The sequence below is a fragment of the Steroidobacter flavus genome, assembly GCF_042651805.1.
Classification (GTDB): domain Bacteria; phylum Pseudomonadota; class Gammaproteobacteria; order Steroidobacterales; family Steroidobacteraceae; genus Steroidobacter; species Steroidobacter flavus.
The window spans coordinates 837,836-855,661 of the sequence record NZ_JBHSDU010000001.1 but is presented as its reverse complement, the minus strand read 5'-3'; the positions used below and the strand labels follow the sequence as shown (position 1 = coordinate 855,661).

The 17,826-nt window shown below is 62.2% G+C and carries 13 protein-coding genes; 10 read left to right on the top strand and 3 right to left on the bottom strand.

Annotated features, from left to right (window positions below; genetic code table 11):
- From ACFPN2_RS03345 to pnp, 9 genes are all read left to right on the top strand, one after another.
- On the top strand, positions 1-1,221 hold the full coding sequence (locus tag ACFPN2_RS03345) for a winged helix DNA-binding domain-containing protein (protein WP_380594954.1): 1,221 nt from the start codon (positions 1-3) through the stop codon (positions 1,219-1,221).
- 120 nt (positions 1,222-1,341) lie between these two features.
- Positions 1,342-2,286, top strand: coding sequence for a hypothetical protein (locus ACFPN2_RS03340; RefSeq protein ID WP_380594952.1), 945 nt, complete (start codon positions 1,342-1,344; stop codon positions 2,284-2,286).
- A gap of 354 nt (positions 2,287-2,640) precedes the next feature.
- Complete coding sequence (gene rimP, locus ACFPN2_RS03335; protein ID WP_129779170.1) at positions 2,641-3,090, top strand: ribosome maturation factor RimP; 450 nt, start codon at positions 2,641-2,643, stop codon at positions 3,088-3,090.
- Between the two features lie 47 nt (positions 3,091-3,137).
- Positions 3,138-4,643 carry a transcription termination factor NusA gene (gene nusA, locus ACFPN2_RS03330; RefSeq protein WP_380594949.1) on the top strand — a complete coding sequence of 502 codons (1,506 nt, stop codon included), beginning with the start codon at positions 3,138-3,140 and terminating at the stop codon, positions 4,641-4,643.
- A 37-nt stretch (positions 4,644-4,680) separates the two neighbouring features.
- Positions 4,681-7,431, top strand: a complete 2,751-nt coding sequence (infB, locus tag ACFPN2_RS03325; protein ID WP_380594946.1) for a translation initiation factor IF-2 — start codon at positions 4,681-4,683, stop codon at positions 7,429-7,431.
- 9 nt (positions 7,432-7,440) lie between these two features.
- Positions 7,441-7,908 carry a 30S ribosome-binding factor RbfA gene (gene rbfA, locus ACFPN2_RS03320; RefSeq protein WP_380594944.1) on the top strand — a complete coding sequence of 156 codons (468 nt, stop codon included), beginning with the start codon at positions 7,441-7,443 and terminating at the stop codon, positions 7,906-7,908.
- Between the two features lie 12 nt (positions 7,909-7,920).
- A complete protein-coding gene (gene truB / locus ACFPN2_RS03315; RefSeq protein WP_380594942.1) occupies positions 7,921-8,835 on the top strand; it encodes a tRNA pseudouridine(55) synthase TruB in 915 nt (304 codons plus the stop codon).
- A 120-nt stretch (positions 8,836-8,955) separates the two neighbouring features.
- On the top strand, positions 8,956-9,225 hold the full coding sequence (gene rpsO, locus ACFPN2_RS03310; RefSeq protein ID WP_129779180.1) for a 30S ribosomal protein S15: 270 nt from the start codon (positions 8,956-8,958) through the stop codon (positions 9,223-9,225).
- Positions 9,226-9,403: 178 nt separating this feature from the next.
- Positions 9,404-11,491, top strand: a complete 2,088-nt coding sequence (gene pnp, locus ACFPN2_RS03305) for a polyribonucleotide nucleotidyltransferase (RefSeq protein ID WP_380594939.1) — start codon at positions 9,404-9,406, stop codon at positions 11,489-11,491.
- A gap of 73 nt (positions 11,492-11,564) precedes the next feature.
- Here the strand turns inward: pnp and phaR are convergent, their stop codons facing one another.
- Genes phaR through dksA form a run of 3 tightly spaced genes read right to left on the bottom strand, consistent with a single transcriptional unit; the run spans position 11,565 to position 14,072 of the window.
- The gene (gene phaR / locus ACFPN2_RS03300; RefSeq protein ID WP_380594937.1) at positions 11,565-12,149 is read right to left on the bottom strand and encodes a polyhydroxyalkanoate synthesis repressor PhaR; all 585 of its coding nucleotides are present in this window, start codon (positions 12,147-12,149) and stop codon (positions 11,565-11,567) included.
- A gap of 53 nt (positions 12,150-12,202) precedes the next feature.
- Entirely contained in the window at positions 12,203-13,132 is a 930-nt protein-coding gene (gene gluQRS / locus ACFPN2_RS03295; protein ID WP_380594935.1) for a tRNA glutamyl-Q(34) synthetase GluQRS, read from the bottom strand.
- 16 nt (positions 13,133-13,148) lie between these two features.
- Complete coding sequence (gene dksA / locus ACFPN2_RS03290) at positions 13,149-14,072, bottom strand: RNA polymerase-binding protein DksA (RefSeq protein ID WP_380594933.1); 924 nt, start codon at positions 14,070-14,072, stop codon at positions 13,149-13,151.
- A gap of 250 nt (positions 14,073-14,322) precedes the next feature.
- Here dksA and smc point away from each other — a divergent pair, with 250 nt between their 5' ends.
- The gene (gene smc / locus ACFPN2_RS03285; RefSeq protein ID WP_380594931.1) at positions 14,323-17,826 is read left to right on the top strand and encodes a chromosome segregation protein SMC; all 3,504 of its coding nucleotides are present in this window, start codon (positions 14,323-14,325) and stop codon (positions 17,824-17,826) included.

Genomic DNA, 17,826 nt, shown 5'->3' with positions numbered 1-17,826 from the left:
GTGTCTTCAACACAGCTTTCTCGATTTGCCTCCATTGCGCCGCGATATCACCTCTGGGAACATCGCTTTCTCAATGGACGCACTCTTGATCAACTAACGCCGATGAAGATGGATATTTCCTGGGACCAAGCCCTTGCCTGGCGCATGAGGAGGCACTATCTCATCGAGCGCGCATCACCCAAACAGTTAGTCGCTGTCGTTGACCGCCTGCGTGGGTTGCACGCGCAGGTGATGTCATCTGTTGATCTCGCGCTCTGGGCGCGGATCGACGGCCTACGGCGGGAGCATGTAGCGGATGCGCTTTGGAAGAAGCGCATGCTGGTCAAGATGTGGGCGATGCGCGCAACGCTGCACGTACTCCCTGCAGCCGATCTCGGTACTTGGATTGCAGGCTTCCGCATTTGGAAGCCTGGCGGCTGGCCGCTGAAGAATCCGGAGGCGCTCCCTGTCGCTGACTACATCGATAAAGCACTGCGCGGAAGGATTCTCGACCGCACTGAATTAGCGGAAGCCATCACGAAACTCGGCGCCGCGCCCAAACTCGTGGACGGGATGCTTGGCAGTTGGAGTTCATCACTGAGGTACGCATCGTTCATCGGCTCGCTGTGTTTCGCACCGAGCGATGGAGCGAACGCGCGCTTCACGCATCCAGCGACGTGGCTTCGCAAACCGCCCTCGAAGATCGATACTAACAAAGCGTTCGATGAACTCACGATGCGTTACCTCAGCACCCATGGTCCGGCGACGCCGCACGATCTCGGTCCGCGTTGGTGGGGCATCAATCAGGGCGAGGCGAAACGTCGGTTGGCTGCATTGGGAGATGCTGCGACGGAAGTGAGCATCGAGGGCAAGCGATACTGGATGCTGAGCAAAGATGCTGCTGAGCTGGCGGCGACAGAGCCGGTCGAGAAGGTTGTGAGATTGTTGCCCGCGTTCGATCAGTGGGTGGTCTGCGCATCACGCCGCGTGCCGGCGTTCGTTGAGTCCAAGTATCACCAGAGGATTTATCGCCTGCAGGGATGGGTATCTCCGGTGCTGCTCGTTGATGGCCGGATGGTGGGTGTTTGGAAACATGAGCAGAAAGGACGCATCGTGGCCGTTGAAGTCGAGCCGTTTGGGAAGCTGCCGCGATGGTCGAGGCCATATATCGAAGAGGAGGCGGAGAGATTGGCGGAGTTTCTTGGCGGGGGATTGCAGCTGACGATGGGGCCGCCGCGGTGAGTCGCTACGAACTGCTGAGAGCTAGGCGTTGTATCGGTTGCGGGCGGATGTAGTGCCCTGTGGATACCCTGAGGGTTGTTAACCCGGTACTCGGATACAGTCCACTCAGGAGACCAAAACATGCAGAACAAACGTCGCGCTGATCTGACGAATGCCGATGTCGCCCGCCTGCGGCGCCTTGCCCGTAGCAATGTTGAATTGTTTGCGATCTGGGTTTGTAAGTCGGCGCTGGGGATGGCAGATGCACAAGACGCAAATCCGCTGCTTCAGCAAAGCAAGGGAATCAGTGAGCCGTCGGCGCTGGAATACACCGAGCTGGCCTGGGCGATATTGGAAAAGTTGACGGCAATGGTTCGCCCCGGGGCCAGAAGATTCGACGGTTATATGTCCATTCTGTATTGGTTCGGAAAAGAATGGACGCCGCCAGAGGAGATAGATCGTGCTTGCTTTGACCGGGAAAGAGGTCGCTCGCGAAAGGAGGGCGTGGTTGGTGAGTTCCTTCGCTCGCAGATGTTGGTTTTGGAGAGCTACATCCAGTCGCTGCTGGAGGTGGTCTATCACGGCATGCCGTTGTACCGGAAGAGCCGCGATGGAGCTCGATTGGAGTGGGTCTCGTATGCCGACGAAGATTACATCTATCTCTCAAAAAGAGGGCAGTATTGCGATTACATCCATATCGACTCCGTTCCTTGTTGGGTAACTTCTTATTGGTTCAGGCCTGAGCACTTGGATGCATATCGTCAGTTGTTTGGAGATGACTACCGTGACCTTTCTGTTGACGATGTGCTGGTCCGGCGTGAGGCTTTCAGGCGGCATATAGGTGCGCCGACAGGAAACGTCGTGTCCGTTGTGAATACCAGCGGCAGCTCGCTTTTGAATTTCCTTCCACAGATCATGCAGCGGTTCTATGGCGAGGGATATAGCGCGACGAATCCCGACACGTGGACGAAGCAAGTGGCTGTAACTGGTTGGGTACGAAGGGCGCTAAAGGCGTCCCGTCGCGAAGCAGATTCTTTGGACATATTGACGCGCCCGGATCAGGCCAGGCGGAAAGATCGTGGCTAGGTCCCGCTTGCCATCCCCCCACCCCCCACCTTAAACTCCGCGGCCCCTGAAGGTCGTCTCCTCCTGGTAACAGGTGTCAGCCGTCCCGACAGGGGTTGTAGGTAGCGCTTCCGGGCATATATAAGGTGTCCGGGTATGAAAGGGCCCGATTTGAAGGGCCTTTTTCGCTTCTGAGGGGAGTTGGGCGCCGCCAAGGCCGCCTGGCAGGAAGGGACGGAGAGTGAGAATGGGCCTTGGGGCCCATTTTTCGTTTCGGCGACGGTAAAAACCGGCCCGGCGGAGCTCTTCCGGCGCGGGTAACAAGCGCCGGAATGGGGCCACCGAGGGCCCCCACAGTCAAACCGGAGGTGACCGATGCTGCGAGATCAGCTGGGCGAGCTGCTCGGCCCGGTCGTGGCCAATCTCGGTTACGAGCTGTGGGAAATCGAGTACGCGCCGCGCGCCGGCGGTGGGCTGTTGCGGCTGTACATCGATAGCCCGGACGGCATTTCCGTGGACGATTGCGAGAAGGTGAGTCGGGCCGTCAGCGCCGTGCTGGACGAGGCCGATCCCATTCCGAACGAGTACACCCTGGAAGTGTCCTCGCCGGGGCTGGATCGGGTGCTCAGGACTCAGGCCCATTTCGCGCGCTTTGCGGGCGAGCGGGTCAAGGTCGAGATGATTCAGCAGATCAATGGCCGCAAGCGGTTTCAGGGGCGCTTGCAAAAGGTAGGCGAGAGCGAGATTACGCTCGAGACGGACGGCGGCGAGGTGAGCTTGCCGATCGAAGACATTCACCGGGCGCGGTTGATCCCGGACGTATGACGTATGAGCGACGGGAGTCGCGGTAAGCGTATAGCGGAGTTCGCACGATGAACAAAGAGATTCTGATGGTGGTGGACGCAGTCTCCAACGAGAAGGGCGTCGACAAGGAAATCATCTTCGAGGCGCTCGAAGCCGCGCTCGCGTCCGCGACCCGTAAACGTCACGGCGAGGGCATCGACGTGCGCGTCTCCATCAACCGCAAGAGCGGCGACTACGACACGTGGCGTCGTTGGAAGGTATTCGCGGACGATTCCACCGAGCTGGAATTCCCGGACAGCGAATTACGTTTGGAAGACGCCAAGGACATTTCCGCGGATGCCGAAGTTGGCGGCTACGTCGAAGTGCCGATGGAGTCGGTCGCCTTCGGCCGTATCGCGGCCCAGACCGCCAAGCAGGTCATCGTGCAGAAGGTGCGCGAGGCCGAGCGGGCGCAGGTTGTCGATGAATTCAAGGCGCGCCAGGGCACGCTGGTGTCCGGCATCGTCAAGCGCGTCGATCGCAATGGCGTGTTCGTGGACCTCGGCGGCAATGCCGAAGGCTTCATCGCGCGCGATCAGATGATTCCTCGCGAGCCGATCCGTTCGCAGGATCGCGTCAAGGCGTATCTCGCGGATGTGCGCTCCGAGCAGCGTGGCCCGCAGTTGTTTCTGACTCGGACGGCCCCAGAATTCCTGATCGAGCTGTTCAAGCTCGAAGTGCCGGAAGTCGGCCAGGGTCTGATCCAGATCCTCGGTGCCGCTCGCGATGCCGGCGTTCGCGCCAAGATCGCGGTGAAGAGCAACGACAGCCGCATCGATCCGGTCGGTGCCTGCGTCGGTATGCGCGGTTCGCGCGTGCAGGCGGTGTCGAACGAGATCGCCGGCGAGCGCGTCGACATCATTCCTTATGACGAGAATCCGGCGCAGTTCGTGATCAACGCGATGGCGCCGGCGGAAGTCGTGTCCATCGTCGTCGACGAGGACTCGCACTCCATGGATATCGCGGTGACGGAAGAGAAGCTGTCGCAGGCCATCGGTCGCGGCGGTCAGAACATTCGTCTGGCCAGCGAGCTCACCGGCTGGGAATTGAACGTGATGACGCAGCAGGCCGCCGAAGCCAAGAGCGAAGGCGAGTCGCAGAAGCTCATCGACCTGTTCAAGCAGCAGCTGGACGTGGATGAGGACGTGGCGCAGATCCTGGCGCAGGAAGGCTTCTCGACCATCGAAGAGATCGCCTATGTGCCGGCCTCGGAGCTCGCGAACATCGAAGAGTTTGACGAGGACATCATCAAGGAGCTGCGTAACCGCGCCCGTGACGTGCTGCTGACGCAGGCGATCGCGAGCGAGGAAGAGATCGACAGCACCGAGCCTGCGGACGATCTGTTGCAGGTGGACGGCATGGACGACGATCTGGCGCGGAAGCTCGCCAGCAGAGGCATCGTGACGCGTGAGGATCTCGCCGAGCAGGCGATCGATGACCTGACGGAGATCGAAGGCGTGGATAACGAGCGCGCGGGCGCGCTCATCATGGCGGCGCGTAAGCACTGGTTCGACTCCGCGGGGCAACAGGCTTGAGCGGGGTCGTAATTAGTAGCGGGTCGGGAGGGCGTATATGGCGGATGTGACTGTTAGCCAGTTTGCCGAGGTACTGAAAGTACCCGTCGAGCGGCTGCTGACGCAGCTCGATGAAGCCGGGATTCAAGTCTCCGGCGCGAATGACACGATCAGCGACGACGCCAAGATGGAGCTCTTGACGTTCCTGCGCCGTGCGCACGGGAGCAAGCAGGCCACGGCTGCGCCCAGCAAGATCACGTTGAAGCGCAAGTCCCAGGGCGAAATCAAAGTCGCCTCGTCGCAGGGCCGTGCGCGCATGGTCAACGTCGAAGTGCGCAGCAAGAAGACGTATCTGAATCGCAGCGTGCTCGAAGAGCAGGCGCAGACGCGCGGTCCGTCGTCGCCCGCGGCCGATGAAGCCGCCGAGCGTCACGCTGCCGCTGCTGCTGAAGAAGCGGCTGCACGCGCGGCTGCTGAAAAAGCGGCGATTGCAGCTCAGAACGCAGCGGCGGCTGCCGCTCAGGCGGCGCAAGCGGCTGCGCTCGCAGCTCAGAACGCCGCACAGACCGAAGCGGAGAAGGCAGCGCAAGCAGCGGCTGAAGCGGCGGCCGAAGTGGCACGCCAGGAAGCGGCTCGTCTGCAGAAAGAGCAGGCCGAAGCGGAAGCGCGTGAGTTCGCGGCTCGCGAGCAGAAGAAGCTCGAGGACGAGATTCGCCGGATGGCCGACGAGGAAACCCGTCAGTCCGCCGAAGACGAAACACGTCGCATGGCCGAAGCTGCGGCGCGTGCCGAAGCCGAACGCAAGCAGCAAGAGGCTGCCGCTGCGGCTCCGCCGCGCGTGCAGGAACGCAGCGGTGGCGGTGGTGGTGGCAAGCGCGGAGGTGGCGGTGCCGCCGATCGTCCGCAGCGTGCTGAGTTGCACGTGTCGAGCGACGCCAGTGCTCGTTTCAAGAAAAAGAAACAGCAGGCTGCGACCAGTGCGCGTTCGCGCGGTCGTCCGACGCAGATCAACGTCGGTCAGCAGCATGGCTTCGAGCGTCCGGCCGCCCCGGTCAAGCGCGATGTGCAGATCGGCGAGACGATCACCGTCGGCGAGCTCGCTCAGCGCATGGCTGTGAAGGCCAACGAAGTCATCAAGGTCATGATGAACATGGGCGTGATGGCCACCATCAACCAGCCCATCGATCAGGACACCGCGGTGCTGGTGGTGGAAGAGCTTGGTCACACGGCTGTGCTCCACAAAGAGAGCGCGATCGAAGACGAGTTGCAGGCCACCGATTCCTCGCATGAGCTCGAGGTGCGTCCGCCGGTCGTCACCATCATGGGTCACGTCGACCATGGTAAGACCTCGCTGCTGGACTACATCCGTCGCACCAAAGTGGCGGCGGGCGAAGCGGGCGGCATCACGCAGCACGTCGGTGCGTATCACGTCGAGACGCCGAAGGGCGTCATCACGTTCCTCGATACGCCGGGTCACGCCGCGTTCACCGCGATGCGCGCTCGTGGCGCTCAGGTAACGGACGTGGTCGTGCTGGTGGTCGCCGCGGATGACAGCGTCATGCCGCAGACCATCGAAGCGATTCAGCATGCCAAGGCGGCTGAAGTACCGATCGTGGTCGCGATCACCAAGGTCGACAAGCACGATGCCGATCCGGAGAAGGTCCGGAACGATCTGGCCAAGCACAACGTGCTGCCGGAAGCGTGGGGCGGCGACACGATGTTTGTAAACGTGTCGGCCAAGACCGGCGCGGGCATCGACGACCTGCTCGATACGATTCTGTTGCAGGCGGAAGTGCTGGATCTGAAGGCAACGCGTTCGGGCCTCGCGGCCGGCGTCGTGGTCGAGTCCAGCATGGAGAAGGGCCGCGGTGCTGTCGCTACCGTGCTGGTGAAGCGCGGCGTGCTGAAGCCGGGCGATCCGATCATCGCGGGCACCGAGTTCGGTCGCGTTCGTGCGATGTTCGACGAGACCGGCGCACCTGTGACCGAAGCGGGTCCGTCGTTGCCAGTCGTCGTGCTCGGCTTGTCGGGCGCGCCGAATGCCGGCGATGAGTTGCTGGTGGTCGAGAGCGAACGCAAGGCTCGCGAAGTGGCGTTGTATCGTCAGGGCAAGTTCCGCGATACCAAGCTCGCGAAGCAGGGCCCGGCGAAGCTCGAGGACATGTTGTCGCAGATGGGCGATGGCAAGGTCGCGACCGTGCATGTCGTCATCAAGGCGGACGTGCAGGGCTCGGCGGAAGCGTTGCGAGACTCGCTCACCAAGCTGTCCACCGACGAGGTGGCGGTCAAGGTCATCGGCAGCGGCGTCGGCGGTATCACCGAATCCGATATCACCATGGCGCAGGCGTCGAACGCCCGGGTCATCGGCTTCAACGTGCGTGCCGACAGCTCGGCGCGCTCGATGATCAAGGAAGCGGGCATCGACGTTCGCTACTACAGCATCATTTACGAAGCCATCGACGACATGCGTGCGTTGCTGACGGGCATGCTGGCGCCGGAAGTGAAGGAGCAGATCGTGGGCCTCGCCGAGGTGCGCGAAGTGTTCCGTTCCAGCAAGTTCGGCACGGTCGCGGGCTGTATCGTCGCGGACGGCTATGTCCGCCGGAACAATCCGATCCGTGTGCTGCGTAATAACGTGGTGATCTTCGAAGGCGGTCTCGAGTCGCTGCGTCGCTTCAAGGACGACGTCAATGAAGTTCGTGCCGGCACCGAGTGCGGTATCGGCGTGAAGAACTACAACGACGTGCAGGTGGGCGACCAGATCGAGTGCTTCTCGCGCGTCGAAGTGGCACGCACGCTCGATGCTTGACGAGGTTTGATGTCGACAAAGTCTTACCCCCGTGCCAAGCGGGTCGGCCAGCAGATTCAACGCGCCCTGAGCGAGTTGATCCGACGCGAGCTGCGCGACCCGCGGCTCGGCATGATCACGTTGACCGACGTGCGCATGTCGAGCGATTTGAGCTACGCGAAAATTTATTACTCGGTGCTGGGAGCGGACCCGCTGCTGGCTCAGCAGATCCTCACGCAGGCCTCGGACATGCTCCGGGGCCCGCTAGGTCGCGCCTTGGGCATTCGCCATAGCCCCGAACTGCGCTTCGTCCAGGACGAGCTGATCGAGAGCGGCGCGCGATTGTCCGCCTTGATCAACAAGGCGGTGAAGGATGACGAGGCCCGGCACGTCGATGAGGAGCCGGCCGCCGAATCCGAGTCCTCCGCCGAAGCGGACGACGACGGTCATTACGACTCGGACGAGGACGACGACGAACCGTCGTCGCCCAGGCGCTGACAAGCGAGATCAATGAAGCGCTTCCACCGTGAAGTCGACGGCATCCTGCTGCTCGACAAGGCTCTCGGCGTGTCCTCGAACGCCGCGCTCCAGCAGGTTCGGGTGCTCTATGGCGCGCTCAAGGCGGGCCATGCGGGCAGTCTCGACCCCCTGGCCTCGGGCCTGCTGCCCGTGTGCTTCGGGCAGGCGACGAAGGTCTGCGGGCGTCTGCTGAACTCCGGCAAGACCTATCGGGTCCTGGTGCAGCTCGGCGAGCTGACGCCCTCGGGCGATGGCGAGACCGAAGTGATCGAGCGGGCGCCGGTGCCGGCGCTGACCGTCGCCGGGGTCGACGCGACGCTGGCCAGCTTCCTGGGCAACCAGCAGCAGATCCCGCCGATGCATTCCGCACTGAAGTTCGAAGGCAAGCGCCTGTACGAGCTGGCTCGCAAAGGCGAGTCGGTGGAGCGGCCGCCCCGGGACATCGTGATCCACAAGATCGCGCGCGTGAGCACCGAGCAGGGCCTGGCTGCCAATCAGCTCGAATTCGACGTGTATTGCTCCAAGGGGACCTACATCCGCACCCTCGCTGCCGATGTGGCCGTGAAGCTCGGCACGCTAGGCTATGTCAAAGGCCTGCGCCGGCTGTCGGTGGATCCCTTCGGCGAGCTGCCGATGTTCACGCTGGAGGCGTTGTCGAGCGAGACGCCGGAGCAGCTGAATGGGCGCCTGTTGCCGGTGGATACAGCGTTTGCCGACCTGCCGCGCGTGGATCTGGACGCCGCCGCTCAGCAAAGTCTGCTGCTCGGTCGCACGGTGGCCGGGCAAGCCGAGGCGCCGTTGAGCGAAGTGCGACTTTATGGCGCGGCCGGGCGTTTCCTGGGCCTGGGCGAAGGCCAGCCGGGCGGGCGGGTCAAGCCTGCACGGTTGTTCGTGTCAGTGCCCTAATTCGCGGTTTTACTTGAGATTCCGGGCCGCGCGGGTACAATGCGCGCCTCTCAAAAGCCGCCACTGTGGCGGTTTGAGTTCTTCACGCGGCGATTCGTACGCCGCACCGAGGTAAAGCAGATGTCTTTGTCGACCGATCAGAAGGGCGGAATCGTCGCCCAATACCGCCGTAACGCCAACGACACCGGTTCGCCGGAAGTCCAGATCGCGCTGCTGTCCGCGCGCATCAATGGCCTGGGCGAGCACTTCAGCGCTCACAAGAGCGATCACGCCTCCCGCCGTGGCTTGCTCAAGATGGTGAACCAGCGCCGCAAGCTGCTGGACTACCTCAAAGAGACCGCGCCGGAACGCTATACCGCTGTCGTCAGCAGCCTCGGTCTGCGGCGCTAATCCGCTTTGGAGGCGAGCCGGACAATATCTTTCGCCGGCTCGCCTCCCGATCGCGTACGAACCGTCATGTGTTCCGTTCGCAGCCTCGATTCTTCAAATGCCATTTCGTGTCTCGGCCAATTTGCGCCCTCGTGTTGCGCGATGAGCTGCTGAGCCATCCATATCAGTAGGAACCATCGTGAGCGCTATTAAAAAATCCTTCGCCTTCGGTCAGCATCAAGTCACGTTGGAAACCGGAGAGATGGCCCGCCAGGCCGACGGCGCGGTGGTGGTGACGATGGGCGATACCGTGGTGCTGGTCACCGCGGTGGGCCGCAAGCAGGCCGATCCGAACAAGGACTTCTTCCCGCTGACCGTCAACTACGTCGAGAAGACCTACGCCGCGGGTCGCATCCCCGGCGGCTTCTTCAAGCGTGAAGGCCGCCCCAGCGAAAAAGAAACATTGACCTCGCGCCTGATCGATCGCCCGATCCGCCCGCTGTTCCCCGAGCACTTCTTCAACGAGATCCAGGTGGTCGCGACCGTGGTCTCGCTCAATCCTGAAATCGATGCCGACATCCCGGCGATGCTCGGTGCTTCCGCCGCGCTGGCGCTGTCCGGCGTGCCGTTCATGGGCCCGATCGGCGCCGCCAAGGTCGGTTACATCGACGGCCAGTACGTGCTGAACCCGACCGCCAAGCAGCTCAAGACCTCCAAGCTCGACCTCGTGGTCGCCGGCACGGCCGAAGCGGTGCTGATGGTCGAATCCGAAGCCGATCGTCTGTCCGAGGAAGTGATGCTCGGCGCCGTGGTGTTCGGCCACGAGCAGATGCAGGTCGCGATCAAGGCGATCAACGAGCTCAAGGCCGAAGCCGGCAAGCCCGCCTGGGCCTGGGCGCCGCCGGTGGCCAACACCGCGCTGGAAGCCGCTGTCGCCGCCAGTGCAAAGAGCGCGCTGAGCGAGGCCTATCAGGTCACCGACAAGATGAAGCGTCGCGACCGCGTGCAGGAAATCAAGGCCGCCGCGCTCACCGCGCTGGCGACTGGCGATGCTCCGCAGTTCACCGCCGGCGATGTTTCCAAGGAATTCGCCAACCTCGAATATCGCATCGTGCGTGATCGCGTGATCACTGGCGCGCCGCGTATCGACGGCCGCGACATGAAGACGGTGCGTCCGATCACGATCAAGACCGGCGTGCTGCCGCGTACCCACGGCTCCGCTTTGTTCACTCGTGGCGAGACGCAGGCACTCGTCACCACGACGCTCGGCACTGGCCGCGACGCTCAGATCATCGATGCGTTGACCGGCGAGCGCAAAGAGCCGTTCATGTTCCACTACAACTTCCCTCCGTTCAGCGTCGGCGAGACCGGCATGATGGGCTCGCCGAAGCGCCGCGAAATCGGTCACGGCAACCTGGCTCGTCGCGGCATCAGCGCCGTGATGCCGGACATGACCAACTTCCCGTACGTCATCCGCGTGGTCTCGGAAATTCTCGAGTCGAACGGCTCCAGCTCCATGGCCAGCGTGTGCGGCTCGAGCCTGGCGCTGATGGACGCGGGCGTGCCGATCAAGGCCTCGGTCGCGGGCGTCGCGATGGGCCTGGTGAAGGAGGGCGACAAGTTCCAGGTGCTCACCGATATCCTCGGTGACGAAGATCATCTCGGCGACATGGACTTCAAGGTGGCCGGTACCCGCGACGGCGTGACCGCGCTGCAGATGGACATCAAGATCAACGGTATCACCAAGGAGATCATGCAGGTGGCGCTGGATCAGGCGAAGGCCGGCCGTCTGCACATCCTCGAGCAGATGGACAAGATCCTCCCCGCAGCCCGCGCGCAGATGTCCGAGTGGGCGCCTTCGATCATCACCATCAAGATCGATCCGGAGAAGATCCGCGAAGTCATCGGCAAGGGCGGTGCGGTCATCCGTGCCATCACCGAAGAGACCGGCACCACCATCGACATCGAGAACGACGGCACCGTGAAGATCGCGTCCGTGGACGGCGTATCGGGCCGTGAGGCGCAGCGTCGCATCGAGCTGATCACCGCAGAGGTCGAAGTGGGTCGCGTCTATGAAGGCCGCGTGGCGCGTCTGATGGACTTCGGCGCCTTCGTCACCATCCTGCCGGGCAAGGACGGCCTGGTGCACATCTCGCAGATCTCCGAAGAGCGCGTCGAGCGCGTCAGCGACAAGCTGAAGGAAGGCGACGTGGTGCGCGTGAAGGTGCTGGAAGTCGACCGTCAGGGCCGCGTGCGTCTGAGCATGCGCAACGTCGACGCTGCCTAAAGTTATATAGATCGGGACACTGGGAATCGGACCGGAGGCAGTGGCCACTGCCTCCGGTCGAAAGACTGGTTACTCAGGCACGCGAGTCGGTTTCCGTATCCTCTGCGCGCTGTTCTTTGCGGGCTGCCGTCGCCGCTCCGCTCATCACTTTGAAAATATCGTCTTGCACCGAGCGCCATCGCTCGATGTTCTGTTGCGTCAGCGTGGCAATGCTGTCGTAGGCATCGTTGCCGAATACGCCTCGCATATGCTCCCTCATTTGCTGCTGTTGGCTCGACAGCATCTTGAGGCTCTGTTCCAGATAACTTCCCACCAGGCATTGCATGGCTCCGCCATACGAGCGGATCACCTGTGACAGGAAATCCTGACTCATCAGCGGTTCGCCGGCATGCTCCTGTTCGGCGATCACCTGCAGCAGGATCGAGCGGGTGATGTCCTCGGTGGATTTCTTGTCGATGACGACGAAGTCGATTTTCTCCATCACCAGGCGGCGGATGTCGGCGAGGGTGATGTAGCGGCTCTCGACGGTGTCGTAGAGCCGGCGGTTGGGATATTTCTTGACGACTCTGGTTTGTCCGTCTTTGGATTGATTGGTTTGATTCGTCGCATTCTCCTGCTTGGTGTCGACCTGCTTGTTGTCGAATTTCGGCTCGCTCATCACTGCTCCCCGATGCAGCTCAGAGCTAGAAGCCAATCTTGTTTCTAGCGCATTCATATTAGTCCATCCTCGCGTCCGACCCGGATCGTTGCCTGACGCTGTCCGTTCAAACGTTTCGGTTGCCAGTGTTTTATTGCCCACTCCCACAACGTCGCCAACCCGGCGCGACGCAGTTCAGGAGGCGGCGCTTGCTGCAGAAACTCCAACGCCCGCCACACTTCCCCAGTGGGACGGTCGATATCGATTGCTGCAGCGCCTGCCGACTTCGACAGTTTGATCCCATTAGCATCTGTTACTACCGGCAAATGTGCGTAGTCCGGTACCACCAGATTTAACATGCGATGCAATATCACCTGTCGAGGTGTGCTGTGTAGCAAATCGGCTCCGCGCACGACCGCGGTAATCCCCTGGAAGGCGTCGTCGATCACCACCGCGAGTTGGTAGGCGTGCAGCCCATCCCGGCGACGAATAACGAAATCTCCCACTTCTGCTGACACATCAACAGTGAACCGTCCTTGCAGCAAATCCGTAACTGCGGTTTCCCCTCGGGTCACAAATAAACGAACGGCGGTCTTGCGTTCCGGCGCGCGAGGGCCTAGGCGACACCATCCCGGATAACGCAACTCATCGGTATCAAACAAACGCACTTCGGAAGATTGCGCGGCTTGCAGTTCACTGCGAGTACACGAGCAATGAAATGCTTGTTCGTTATTTAACAAACGTTGCGTCGCGGCTTCGTAAGCATCGCGGCGTGAACTCTGGCGCAAGATAGAACCAGTCCACTCGAAACCGAGCGTGTCGAGGGTGCGGATGATGGAGTCGGCGCTGCCGGGGACCTCGCGAGGCGAGTCGAGGTCTTCGATACGAAGCAGCCATTCGCCGCCCGCCTGACGGGCATACAGATAACTGCCGACAGCTGCGACCAGCGAGCCGAAGTGAAGAGGGCCGGTCGGCGAGGGTGCGAACCGGCCCCGGTAGGTCACATGAGGACCGGGCGAATCAGCGATAGCGGTCGTCGCGGTCGCCGTACTGAAGTTCGCGGCGCTCGCGGCGTTCCTGCGCTTCGATGCACAGGGTCGCGACCGGACGGGCTTCGAGCCGCTTGATGCCGATCTCCTCGCCGGTCTCGACACAGTAGCCGTAGCTGCCGTCTTCGATCCGCTTGATCGCTTCTTCGATCTTGCGGATCAGCTTGCGCTCGCGGTCACGCGTGCGCAGCTCGAGGCTGAACTCGGACTCCTGGGTGGCGCGGTCGTTCGGATCGGGGAAGTTGGCCGCTTCGTCCTTCATGTGAAGTACGGTGCGATCGACTTCCTGCATCAAGTCCCGTTTCCACGTGTTCAGGATCTGTCGGAAGTGCTCGAGCTGCTCCTTGTTCATGTACTGCTCGCCACGCCGCGGAATGTAAGGTTTTACATTCCGAGGGCCGGCTAACAGATTGACGCTCGAGAGTTCCTGGCCTTCGCTGTCCTCACTGTCGCTGGTCGCGTCAGTGTCCTGGGAATTGGTAATCGGATGAGAAATCACGGGTCTCGCTGAATTCGTTGGCTTCACAGGGGTTGCAGGGGCCGGCTCGGTGAGCGACTCATCGTCGTTCTCCGCAACCGGGGCGGCTGTGGTACCAGTGCTAGCACTGGGCTTCGGGGTCGGCTTGTGGGCCGCCTTATCGACTACACGGGCAAGGGCGGCTACTGCTGCCACTGGCTTGATCGGTTCGCTGCGCGAGTCGGCCTTGGTTGCAGCGTGGGCGGAAGCTGGAGTCGGGCGGGGCACCGGGGCGACGGTCGCCGGCTTGGCGGGCGCTTTCTTGGCGGGCGCCGCCTTTTTCGCGGTGTCCTTGGCCGGCTCTTTCACGGCCGGGGCTTTCTTGACCACGGGTTGCTTGGCCTTCGTCGCTTTCGCCGACGGTTTTTTTGCGGCCATCTAAAATGCCTCCGCGAGGGCCTTGGGCTCAAACCACGGCCCTAAACAACAGCTTGGACCAACAGCTTCAACAGTTCCGGACATCGTTCGCCAAAGAGGGGCGCGATTATACAGACCGTACCTCGCCAGTACAGGTCTATCGGCACCCTGAATTCCGGTCGCTCAGCCCGGCGTTCAACGCGTCCACAGGCGGGAATGTTTCACATACACTACGGCCCGTTTTCACACCCCCTTTGGCACTCGAGGCGCGATGCGACTCAATAAGATCAAGTTGGCCGGGTTCAAGTCGTTCGTCGACCCGACCGCGGTGAATTTCCCAGGGAATCTGACCGGCGTCGTCGGCCCGAACGGTTGCGGCAAGTCGAACATCATCGACGCCGTGCGCTGGGTCATGGGCGAGATCTCCGCCAAGCATCTGCGTGGCGATTCGATGGCGGACGTGGTGTTCAACGGCTCCAGCTCGCGCAAGCCCGTGGGTACCGCCTCGGTGGAGCTGGTGTTCGATAATTCCGACGGCAAGCTCGCCGGCCAGTTCGCCAACTTCAACGAAGTGTCGCTGAAACGCGTCGTCTCGCGCGACGGCACCTCGGCGTACTTCCTCAACGGCGCACGCTGCCGGCGCAAGGACATCACCCAGCTGTTCCTGGGCACCGGCCTGGGCTCGCGCAGCTACGCCATCATCGAGCAAGGCATGATCGGCCGCGTCATCGAGGCGCGCCCCGAAGAGCTGCGCGGCTTCATCGAAGAGGCGGCCGGCATCTCCAAGTACAAGGAGCGTCGTCGCGAGACTGCCAATCGCATCGCCGCCACCAAGGAGAACCTGGAGCGCCTGAACGACGTCCGCGAGGAAGTCGACAAGCAGCTGCGCCACTTGCAGCGCCAGGCTGCGACCGCCCGTCGTTATCAGGCCCTGAAGCAGGACGAGCGCAAGCTCAATGCCGAATTGATCGCCTTGCGCCTGAAGACCATCGAGGGCGACGCGGAGTCGAAGGAAGCCGTCCTGCGCGAGCGCGACACGGCGATGCAGGCGTTGATCGCCGAGTTGCGCGCCATCGAGTCCTCGATCGAAACCTCGCGCGAAGATTTCACTGAAAAGTCAGAAGCCCTTAACGCGGTCCAGGGTCGCTACTACCAGATCGGTTCCGAGATCTCGCGCACCGAGCAGTCGATCCAGCACACGCGCGAGCTGCGCCAGCGTCAGCGCCAGGATCTGGAACAGACCGAAGAGAGCGCGGCCGAAGCCAGCAAGCATTTGTCGCGCGATCAGGAACAGATCACGACGTTGCAGACCGAGCTGGAGCAACTCGAGCCCGGCCTCGAAGCGGCCCGCGAGCGCGAGCAGGCGTCCGCCGACGCGTTGTCGCAAGCCGAAGAGGCGATGCAGCTGTGGCAGGAGCGTTGGGAAGATTTCAATCGCGAGTCGCGCTCGGCCAGCGAAAAGACGCAGGTCGAACGCGCGCGTATCGAGCAGTTAGAACATCAGCTGTCGGGCCTGCAGTCGCGTCGTGAACGGTTGAGCACCGAACTGAGCCAGCTCGACATGGGCGACTCAGCCGAGCGCATCGCCATGCTCGAAGCTCAGCAGGAAGATGCCGCTCTCCAAGGTGAGACCGCGGCGACTCAGCTGCGTGAAGCAACGGAACAGTTGCAGGCACTGCGTGAGCGCGAGCGTGAGCTGGTCAGCGCCGAGGACAACGCCCGCAAGCAGTTGCAGGAAGCGCAGGGCAAGTTGATGTCGCTGCAAGCTCTGCAGCAGGCGGCACTCGGCCTCGCGCAAGGCAAAGTCACAGAATGGCTGTCATCCAATTCGCTCACCGAGCGTCCGCGTCTAGGTCAGCAACTGGTCGTGGATCAGGGCTGGGAACGCGCCGTTGAAACGGTGCTCGGCTCGTATCTCGAAGCGGTGTCGGTCGACGCGCTCGATGACATCGCTCAGCGCATCGACTCGTTGCAAGTCGGCACCGTTTCTTTCTTCTCCTCGGGCTCGAGCAGCGCGCAGAGCAACGACAGCAACAGCTTGTTGTCTCGCGTGCAGGGGCCGTCTGCGATCTCCGCATTGTTGACCGGCATCATCGCGGTCGACTCCTTGCCCGAGGCGCTGGAGCGTCGTCATTCGCTATCCGACGGTCAATCGATCATCACGCGCGATGGCGTGTGGATTGGTCGCGACTGGCTGCGTGTCAGCCGCGACAAGGACGTTCACGCCGGCGTCATCGAGCGCGAAAAGGAAATGGGCGAGCTGCGTGACCGCGTCAGCGCGGCCGAAGAGCAGCGCGAGACTGTTCAGTCTCAGCTCGCGGAATGCCGTGACGGCTTCCACGCGCTCGAACAGCGTCGCGATGAATTGCAGGTCGAGGTGAATCGTCTGCATCGCTCGCACAGCGAATTCAGCTCGCAAGTGACGGCGTTGCGCGCCAAGGCCGAGCAGACTGCCGAGCGTCTGCGTCGGGTCACTGGCGAAATCGAAGAGCTGGATAACGATTACGGCAGTCGCTCCGAAGCGATTGCCGAAGCGCGTGCCCGCCTGCAGGAAGGTGTCGAGGCGATGGCGCAGTTCGAAGATCAGCGCGTCGGTCTCGAGCAAGAGCGCGATGAGCGCCGTGAAGATTTAGGTCACAAGCGCTCACAAGCGCAGTTGGATCGCTCGGGTGCGCAGGATGTGGCCATCAAGGTGGAGTCGCGGCGCTCGGCGCTCTCCTCCATCTCGGCCGGTCTCGATCGTCTGCGCAATCAGTTGGAACAGTTGCAACAGCGTCGCGAACGGTTGAGTCAGCAGCTGTCCGAAGGCGATGCGCCGTTGGAGGCGCTCGAAGTCGAGCTGGAAGCGAAGCTGGAACAGCGCGTCTCCGTCGAGGAGGACTTGTCGGTCGCGCGCCAGGCGTTGGAAACGGCCGAGCATCTGATGCGTACGATGGATCAGCAGCGCATGGATCGCGAGCACGCGATCGAAGAAGCGCGCAACGGTTTGGAAGACGTGCGCATGCTCGCTCAGGAATTGAAGGTGCGGCGTGAGACGCTGCAAGAGCAGTTCGCGGCGACCGGCCTGGAGCTGGCGACCGTGTATCAGGAAATGCCGCCGGAAGCCGACGTGCATGCCTGGGAAGAAACCTTGAGCGACATCGCCGACAAGGTCGGCCGCCTCGGCGCGGTCAACCTCGCGGCCATCGAGGAATATCAGGAACAGTTGCAGCGTAAGGAATATCTGGACAGCCAGTTCAAGGACCTGACCGAAGCGCTGGAAACGTTGGAGACGGCGATCCAGAAGATCGACAAGGAAACGCGCCAGCGCTTCCAGGATACGTTCGATCGGGTCAACGCCGGTTTGAAGGAGCGCTTCCCGCGCCTGTTCGGCGGCGGTCATGCGTACCTGGAGCTGGCGGGCGAGGACATTCTGAACGCCGGCGTTTCCATCATGGCGCGCCCGCCGGGCAAGCGGAACAGCACCATCAATCAGCTGTCGGGCGGTGAGAAGGCGCTGACGGCGGTGGCGCTGGTGTTCTCGATCTTCGAATTGAATCCTGCGCCGTTCTGTCTGCTGGACGAGGTGGACGCGCCGCTCGACGAAGCGAACGTCGGCCGCTTCTGCAACACGGTCAAGGAAATGTCCGAGCGCGTGCAGTTCATTTTCATCACTCACAACAAGACGACGATGGAGCTGGCGTCGCACCTGGTCGGCGTGACCATGAACGAGCCGGGCGTGTCGCGCCTGGTGGCGGTGGACGTCGACGAAGCGGTGCGTCTGGCGGCGATGTAA

Excerpts from the sequence above, each read along its gene's own strand:
- phaR (WP_380594937.1), bottom strand. The coding sequence starts at position 12,149 with ATGAGCGAGCCGAAATTCGACAACAAGCAGGTCGACACCAAGCAGGAG.
- nusA (WP_380594949.1), top strand. The coding sequence starts at position 3,138 with ATGAACAAAGAGATTCTGATGGTGGTGGACGCAGTCTCCAACGAGAAG.
- dksA (WP_380594933.1), bottom strand. The coding sequence starts at position 14,072 with ATGGCCGCAAAAAAACCGTCGGCGAAAGCGACGAAGGCCAAGCAACCC.
- smc (WP_380594931.1), top strand. The coding sequence starts at position 14,323 with ATGCGACTCAATAAGATCAAGTTGGCCGGGTTCAAGTCGTTCGTCGAC.
- truB (WP_380594942.1), top strand. The coding sequence starts at position 7,921 with ATGAAGCGCTTCCACCGTGAAGTCGACGGCATCCTGCTGCTCGACAAG.
- rpsO (WP_129779180.1), top strand. The coding sequence starts at position 8,956 with ATGTCTTTGTCGACCGATCAGAAGGGCGGAATCGTCGCCCAATACCGC.
- ACFPN2_RS03340 (WP_380594952.1), top strand. The coding sequence starts at position 1,342 with ATGCAGAACAAACGTCGCGCTGATCTGACGAATGCCGATGTCGCCCGC.
- infB (WP_380594946.1), top strand. The coding sequence starts at position 4,681 with ATGGCGGATGTGACTGTTAGCCAGTTTGCCGAGGTACTGAAAGTACCC.
- rbfA (WP_380594944.1), top strand. The coding sequence starts at position 7,441 with ATGTCGACAAAGTCTTACCCCCGTGCCAAGCGGGTCGGCCAGCAGATT.
- rimP (WP_129779170.1), top strand. The coding sequence starts at position 2,641 with ATGCTGCGAGATCAGCTGGGCGAGCTGCTCGGCCCGGTCGTGGCCAAT.